This window comes from Arcicella sp. GW458-12-2-14-TSB2, from assembly GCF_059423785.1.
In genome coordinates this window covers 42,377-50,384 of sequence record NZ_JBWKYN010000017.1, presented here as the reverse complement: position 1 = coordinate 50,384, position 8,008 = coordinate 42,377, and the positions used below count along the sequence as shown (strand labels likewise).

The window sequence follows — 8,008 nt, the reverse complement described above, 5'->3', positions numbered from 1 at the left end:
CTTTTAATAATACATACGATATTTCAAAGATGTTAGTCGTAAATTGATTGAAAAGAGTAACAAAAAAATACTTATTATAAATTGTCTGTACAATATTACTATATATAAGTTGCTGTGGGGTATGATATTATCTACAGATAAGTCTGATTAAAATCATATATAAAATCAGACTAGTGCTATAAATGTTGAAAATAAAATAGGATTGATTATTTTTCCTTACGATTTTTGTAACAAACCCGTTTTTAACAAATTGAATATGACTACCACGCTTTCAAAAACTCCTTTACAACATCTTTTAAGTATCCCAGTGATTGTGGCCTCTTTAGGTTATTTTGTAGATATCTATGACCTCCTTCTATTTGGCATTGTTCGAGTTTCAAGTTTACGAGATTTAGGATTGAATGAAGAAGAAATCTCCTCGGTCGGAAAAGATATCCTTAATTGGCAAATGGGGGGATTATTAATCGGCGGAATTTTATGGGGCGTTTTAGGTGATAAAAGAGGTAGGTTATCTGTATTGTTTGGGTCAATCATTACTTATTCTATTGCTAATATCGCCTGTGGCTTTATTCAAGACCCTACTACTTACGCTATTTTAAGATTTGTAGCAGGCGTAGGTTTAGCAGGCGAGTTAGGAGCAGGCATTACATTAGTTTCTGAGGTATTGCCTAAAGAGTTAAGAGCATTAGGCTCGTCATTAGTCGCTGGTGTTGGTTTGTTCGGAGCCGTGGCAGCTTATTTTACCGTAACACAATTTGGGGGATGGCGTAATGCTTATTTTATCGGAGGCGGATTAGGAATTATCCTTTTGTTGATGCGAATAAGTGTTTTTGAATCGGGTATGTTTGAAAATGCTAAGAAACATAAACATGTCAGCAAAGGCAATTTCTTCGCTCTTTTTACAAATGCGAATAGATTAAAACGATATTTAAAGTGTATTGCCATTGGTATGCCAACATGGTTTGTAATAGGTATTTTGGCAACATTTGCCAATGAATTCGGAAAGAAATTGGGCATTCCAGAAAACATTGAACCAGGCAAAGCTATTATGTTTTGCTATGTAGGTCTTGCCATAGGTGACTTATCTAGTGGTGTAATAAGTCAAGTATTACAATCTAGAAAGAAAGCCGTTACAATTCTATTAATCCTTTCATTGATTTGTAGCATTGTCTTTCTTTATGCGGGTATTTCTACAGCCTCTGGTTTATATACATTATGTATATGTATGGGTTTCTCAGTAGGGTATTGGGCAATGTTTGTTACTATCGGTGCAGAACAATTTGGAACAAACCTTAGAGCAACAGCCGCAACAACTGTTCCGAATATGGTACGCGGAACGGTAATCGGGATGACCTTACTTTATGCAAATTTGAAAGGAGGAATAGGAGTATTTCATGCCGCTGCCATTGTTGGCATAATTTGCTTTACCCTAGCATTCTATTCTATTTTAACCATTCCTGAAACACATGGTAAAGATTTGGATTATTTAGAAGAAGATTAGAAGATAAATTATTTAAAAGAGCTTTAGTGTAAAGAAAGAATTTTGTGTGTACCAAGAATGCTCTTCTTTTCTAAAGCTCTTTTATTGGCTTATGAAATTCCTTTTAACACAATATCATTTTCCCCCGCCCATTGGAACAAGTCTTTTTTCTGGATAGCAGAAGCCATCAAATCGGGAAATATATCAGGTGTACAAGCAAAGACAGGGATATTATGCTGAGAAAAGAATTTAGCATTTGAAGGCTCATAAGAAGGACTTCCATCATCATTGAGAGCTAACAAACAAATCACTTGAACGCCCGATTCGACTAAAGCAACAGCACGTTTTTTCATCTGTTCAAGATTTCCGCCCTCAAATAAATCTGTAATCAGTACTAAAATGGTATCGTCAGGTTTTTTGATAATCTCTTGACAATACTGTAAAGCCAAATTAATATCAGTTCCGCCTCCTAATTGCACGCCAAAAAGTAAATCAACGGGGTCTTGTAGATCTTCAGTAAGGTCAGCCACTTGTGTGTCAAATACAACCATCTTGGTTTTTACATTAGGCAAAGAAGCCATCACCGCTCCAAAAATTCCCGAATACACTACTGATGTCCCCATAGAACCACTTTGGTCTAAACAAAGTACAATATCTTTGAGTGAACGCTTTGCTTTACGTCCATAACCTACTTTTACTTCTGGGATAATGGTTTTATAATCAGGCTGATAATGTTTTAGATTTTTTCTAATGGTAGTATTCCAATCAATTTCATTGTAGCGAGGACGATAATTTCTGACAGAACGATTTAATGCACCAGACAAAGCTGCAATTGTTTTTTGTTCTAATTTTTGCATCAATTCATCTACAACTTTTTCAACCACTCGTCGAGCAGTATCTTTCGTTTTTTCAGGGATTAATTTCCCTAATTCCATCAGCGTAGCCACCAAGTGAACATCGGGTGTAGTTTGCTCTAAAATCTCGGGTTCAAGCATCATTTTTCTCTGCAATTCGGGATGTTTTAAGGCATCATTTTGCATGACTTTCACAACTGATTGTGGGAAATAACTACGAATATCGCCCAACCAACGAGCAACACTTGGTCTTGAACCTTCGCTACCACCTTTACTTTTTGACTGAGTATAATCAAATTTTTGCTTTTTATCGAAATCATATAAAGCAGTCAAAGCTTTATCTATCTGTATTTCTGAATCAGATAATTGACAACCAATACCATCGGCTTCATCTCCACCTAGAATTAACCGCCATTTTTTAAGTTGTTCTTCGTTTTCCATTATTGAACCTGAATTGCTTTTAATGAAATCATATCTGCCATAACTTCTGAATAAACAATTGATGGAACATTCTCAAAGTCAATTAGACGTGTATCGTAGATATTTTCTGGCTCGTCATAAACATAACTTCCAAATGCAACTTTCCCTTTGTGAACAAACATTAAACTTCCTAATTCAGCATTTTCTTCAAGATAGCCTATGCCAATCATTCCTTTTTGTATGATGATAGCAGTAATTCCTGCTTCTGAAAAGTCTTTGTAATAACTGGCTATTCCACCAGCATCTACTACCGACCCTCGAATCCAACCTAATTTATCCATTTTGTTTACAAAAGAATAGCCTCCAAGTTTGACATTGCTAAACTCTTCGCTCATTTTCAATGAACGATCTTCCTCTTTTAACAATACTACCATTCTGTTAAGTTGTGGGAAAATAGGCATAAGGTTAGCATCATAAAGACTACTACTCCAAAAATCAATACTTTGAGATGAAAGTGAAATTGGATGTACCATTCCAATTTGCAATACTGGTAATAATTCTATCTCATCGCCATCTTCATTAATAAGTGTTTGGTCTTGCTCACATCGAAAAGTAAATAGTAATTCTCCTGATGAATTATAAGCGCCCCAAATCAGTCGGACTGCGTATACAAACATGATTGGATTTTCTAGGAAAAAGCTTTGCCATTTTTCAGAAGACCATTTTCGTTGAATGATTAAGTATTGTTCTAATCGATTAGATTGAGATTTTACAATATCCTTGATTTCTTTTGAAACTTCTTTTAGTTCTTCTGCCAATTCTTTATTGATGCCCTTGGGAGGGGATTTCAATAATTTATTGTCTTCATTGAAAAACATGATTTTAAAATCAGTATTAATAAAAGCACGAAAAACTTCATCTCCAACTTCAAATCGTCTAAACAATCCATCAAAACCAAAATTGGGAATAATTGAATCGGCCAAATCATAAGGAGTAATACCCAATTCTTCAGCAACAAGTATAAAAGATTCATTAGCGGCCGCTCCAATATTTTTATTTTTAGCTTTATACTTTCTGGAAAAAAACTCAACAGCTCTCAAAGCCTTTGTTGAACCTTGTAATGCTAGTGCCTTCACAGTATATTCTGCCATCTTCCCTCTACTTGTTTCAGCAAATTCAATCACTTTTTGGCTGAATAAGTTGATTACTTCATCGTCTCCTAAAAGCCCACCCAAGGTTAAACAAAATTTGTACTTTGCATCTGCACCATTTTCAAAATACGTTTTAATCAAAGCCTTTGCGAAATCACCACTCGACGTTCTATCAATCAACATAATTAATGGCTTGGCTTCAATATCGGTACGAATATCCTTTGTTCTACTCATACGGTAAAACAAAAACCTAATTGTTTCAAGATCAATTATTTGATTAGAGCTACTCCAATATATAGCAGGAAGTGTTGATTCGTCTAGCCATCTTTCTAAAGGCTTTTCTAATTTTTCTCTTGCTTTTGCTTTTTGGACTTTCTGGAGAATAGCTTCTTGTGTGTTTTGATTAGAAATAATGGCTACTATACCTTCTAACATGGTGTCACGAGTATCATCATTTTTCTCTGTATCAATAACATTTGTTAAAATTTCTTGGGCTTTTTCAGATTTGATTAAAGATAAAATTTTTGCTCCAGATTTCCGTTTCTCGATATTTTTCTCCTCTAACAAATTCACTGCCTCAGGTATAATTTGGTCGCCAAGTTTTGCTAATAGAATTACGGTTTGATCTCGGCATGTTCTATTATCACTCCTTACAAAAACAAGGAGTTTGGGAATGAGATGATTGAAGTTGAATTTCGCAATAAATTCAAAAATTGCTTTATTATTACTTTTCTCAGAAATATGGTTTTCAAATAATTCTTCAAATATAATTTGACTTTTGTCGCCATAAGCCTCAAATATTAGCATGAGATATTTTTCCGATAAAGTAATTGCTAATCCTTTTTTAGGGTAATTTGTAAGGAAATCCTCTGAAGATTTACAGTGCTTCAAAATAATTTTTAACGACACAGAAAATGGGTCTATACTTATTGTTTCGTGAAAATAAAAGCTATACCCAAATTCAAAATATTTTTTTGCAAGCTCTAGCTCATCTTCTTCAAAATGTTTTGGAGCATATTCCTCTAAAAGACCAAAACAAGAAGCAAGTAAATTAGCATTCTTTTTCTCATTGAGAAAGGCTATTATCTGAGGATAATATTTTTCTGTATTCTTCTCTAATAGAATTTTTATTACCAATAACGTATCTGCAATCTTACAATTTGATGCAAAAAACCTTTCAATATGCTGTTCCGCAAGATTAGGATTGGCAAAAAATAAAAAATCCCAAAAAATATGTTCTTTATTATCTTGAAAAGGTACTTGATAGGCATTATTAAAGTCATTGGTTATTTGTTCTTTGACAAAGATTCCACCAGAAGTTAAGCGTTCTCCATTCCGTAATACATTACCCCCTTTATACAATAAACTCCTTAATAGATTATTTTTGCTAATGGAAACTTGATATCCTGAAAGTTTTAATGATAATAAATCAATCAAATTTACTCCATTTTCAAAAGGAATATATTTCACTAAATATTGAATCATTAATCCCTCCCCCATGATCCAATAAGATGTTACAAGGTTAAAAAATCTATCATCAATATCTGTCAGAGCATCTAATGGATTTATTGCTTCTATGATTTTATTCGGAATAATATAATTTGAAATGGTGCCATAAATAATACCTTGAGGAAAAGAATCTAAACCTAATAAATAATCAAAAACAGCATTCGTGAGGCTCTTTTGATTAGTATTAACCCACGAGTACCCCGAAATAATATTTCTAACTTTTAGAAGCTCTAGTCTTTGTTCTTGTTCAGTTAAACTATTGCCTTTTTGCTCTTCATTCATTGTTAATAATGTTTAGTATTTTCTTCACGTTTAGAATAACAACATTTCCAACACAGGCAAAACCATTTCTGCTCGTTTTTTGTCTAATTCTTGCCCTATCTTGGATGCTTTCGTATAATCTTGCGTAATAATTCCTTCTTTTGCTTTTTCACCAATTTGGCGGCGTTCAGCATATTCAAATTTGGAAAATGTTCTACGCAAAATGGGTAATAATTCCATGAAAACTTCTTCCTTAATTTGATCTACCCAACGATAAATTAGGTTCCATAATTTATGGTCGTAAATCAAAATCATTCCACTACCCCTTAAAAACCCTTCAATCCATGCTGCTACTTCTATGGGTTCATTATTGACTGATAATGAATAAGATAATTGTCTGTCTGTTTCGTCTTCTGAAAGATATTGTGCATCTAATAATAAGCGACAGGTACAGCCTTTTATGAGTTGGTTTACACCTGATTTATCTAATAACTTACTCAACGCATCCATCCATATTTGGTCTATCTCAGGTTTGTCACTCAATAGAACGGCGTCGTTTACTTGTCCGATTTTAAGAAACATATTCTCAGCATTGGCTTCGTCTAATCCATAACAAGCATTAGACAAGCCAATGGATATTTTAGTGATTAGACTATCGACAATACCTTGTATCATTGAAAGGTCGGTTTTACGAACGTTTCCATAACGGCTTACCTGTACTAATGGGGGATAGGCAAACATTAAATCCATGATGTCGGCTGAAATAGTAGCAAGCTCGTTTACTTTGTTTAAAAGCACGCCAATAATATCAAATAATTCAGCGGGAATTGTTTTCTGAATCAATTCGGCAACCTTTCCGACTGACGTTTCATTGTATAATTGGTTCACAATAATTTGCTGTGTAGCTATCTGGATAGTATTGCCCAAAAATGCTTTGTCAATCAATGAAATCATCATTTCAGGTTCCCATTCCAATTTCCACGATTCTTTGAAAGTACCTTTGCTTCTACTATCTATTCGTTTTGCCCAAGGAATTCCTAGAATCTCCAGCCGGTGCAAAAAAATGCTTCTTTTTAAATCATTTTCATTGCGTAAATCTAAATCATATTGCTTAGCATTAGCAGTCAGTGGTAAACGGAGAGATTTGATGATTCGCTCAAAATCTTCTTGTAAAGGTACCTTTGGAATATCAGAAGGTACTTTGCCTAATTTTTTCCCTATAATTAGTTGCTCTCGTACTAAATTCAGCATGATTTTATCACCCATGCACATAACGGCCAAAACGGCTTCATTGAGTTCTTCTAAACTGGGCTTAGAAAAGTTCCGTAAGGCTGCCAAATTTTCTGCCAAGCGAACAGCTTCAATGATATGAGCAGTAGAAATATCTACATTCTTTTTTCTGAAAACTTCTGCTACTTTGGTCAGCCAACGTAAATCATATTCATGGGGCGTTTTCCAGAGATGCTCAAACCATCCTGGTGAATGAATACCTGCCCCATAACCCGATTGTATCGATAGTCGTTGATTTGTCCATGGAATCCAAGTTGCCAATACTTTGATTTTAGTTTTGGGCAAAGCCTTTAAAATCTTTGTATCTGCCTTTGCAGATTTATTCAATTCTTGTAATACTGGTGCGTGCCAAGCCCCGCAAATCACGACGATATTGCTAAATAATTCATTTTGTGCTTTCCGAATAATTTCACGCATATAAGCTTCACGATAGACATTTTCTTCATCTAAAGATGATAAAATCTGTTGTTCTCTGAGAGAACTCATGGCCAAAGTAACAGCACCAAAATGGTCAATTTCGGTATCCTTAATATAGTTTTTCTCAAAATAATGTTCCCAAAAAGCCTCTCCAGAACTAAAGTTGGAGATTTCGGCTAAGTAGCTAAGTGGATCACGAGGGACAAGCAAATGGATAGGTTCAGTATCGATAATCGGGGTATTATTATCTTCGGTATCATTATCTTTTTCAGCAACTGCTTGAGCTTCTTGCTGTTTTAGATAAGCTATCTGGAAAGAGATTGCGGCAGGCAAATCCATTGCCCGCAAAGGAATGTTATTTTTATTGGCATAAATGGCCGCAACCCATTCAGGAGAATACTCAGCGAATGGATAAAAAGACGATTGCTTGGGATTTTCAGTGTTATAAATCATCACCGAAACAGGCGGTTTTAAGTCGGAATGCCCAATTAGTGTTAACGCATCTGTGATTTCGGGTGGACCTTCAATCAAAATCATATCAGGCCGCAATTGTTCCAGACGTTCAGCCACATTTTTTGCCGACCCCACACCATGATGACGAATACCGAGGATTGTTATAGGCATAG

4 protein-coding genes are annotated in these 8,008 nt (G+C 34.9%); 1 reads left to right on the top strand and 3 read right to left on the bottom strand.

All coding sequences use genetic code 11. The annotated features are described in order from the left end of the window. Positions 1-256: 256 nt before the first annotated feature. Positions 257-1,501 carry an MFS transporter gene (locus tag AC07XN_RS04360; protein WP_494742152.1) on the top strand — a complete coding sequence of 415 codons (1,245 nt, stop codon included), beginning with the start codon at positions 257-259 and terminating at the stop codon, positions 1,499-1,501. Positions 1,502-1,590: 89 nt separating this feature from the next. Here AC07XN_RS04360 and AC07XN_RS04355 read toward each other — a convergent pair whose 3' ends face one another. From AC07XN_RS04355 to AC07XN_RS04345, 3 genes are read right to left on the bottom strand one after another with little or no spacing between them, the layout of a single operon-like run. Continuing rightward, positions 1,591-2,775, bottom strand: coding sequence for a VWA domain-containing protein (locus AC07XN_RS04355; RefSeq protein WP_494742151.1), 1,185 nt, complete (start codon positions 2,773-2,775; stop codon positions 1,591-1,593). Beyond that, positions 2,775-5,696 (bottom strand): DUF4132 domain-containing protein, encoded by a 2,922-nt coding sequence (locus AC07XN_RS04350; protein ID WP_494742150.1) that lies wholly within the window; start codon positions 5,694-5,696, stop codon positions 2,775-2,777. Before AC07XN_RS04350 ends, AC07XN_RS04355 begins: the two co-directional genes overlap by 1 nt. A gap of 30 nt (positions 5,697-5,726) precedes the next feature. Beyond that, on the bottom strand, positions 5,727-8,006 hold the full coding sequence (locus tag AC07XN_RS04345; protein ID WP_494742149.1) for a DUF5682 family protein: 2,280 nt from the start codon (positions 8,004-8,006) through the stop codon (positions 5,727-5,729). Between the last annotated feature and the right edge of the window lie 2 nt (positions 8,007-8,008).

Coding starts and splice junctions, on each gene's coding strand:
- AC07XN_RS04345 (WP_494742149.1), bottom strand. CDS start 8,006: ATGCCTATAACAATCCTCGGTATTCGTCATCATGGTGTGGGGTCGGCA.
- AC07XN_RS04350 (WP_494742150.1), bottom strand. CDS start 5,696: ATGAATGAAGAGCAAAAAGGCAATAGTTTAACTGAACAAGAACAAAGA.
- AC07XN_RS04355 (WP_494742151.1), bottom strand. CDS start 2,775: ATGGAAAACGAAGAACAACTTAAAAAATGGCGGTTAATTCTAGGTGGA.
- AC07XN_RS04360 (WP_494742152.1), top strand. CDS start 257: ATGACTACCACGCTTTCAAAAACTCCTTTACAACATCTTTTAAGTATC.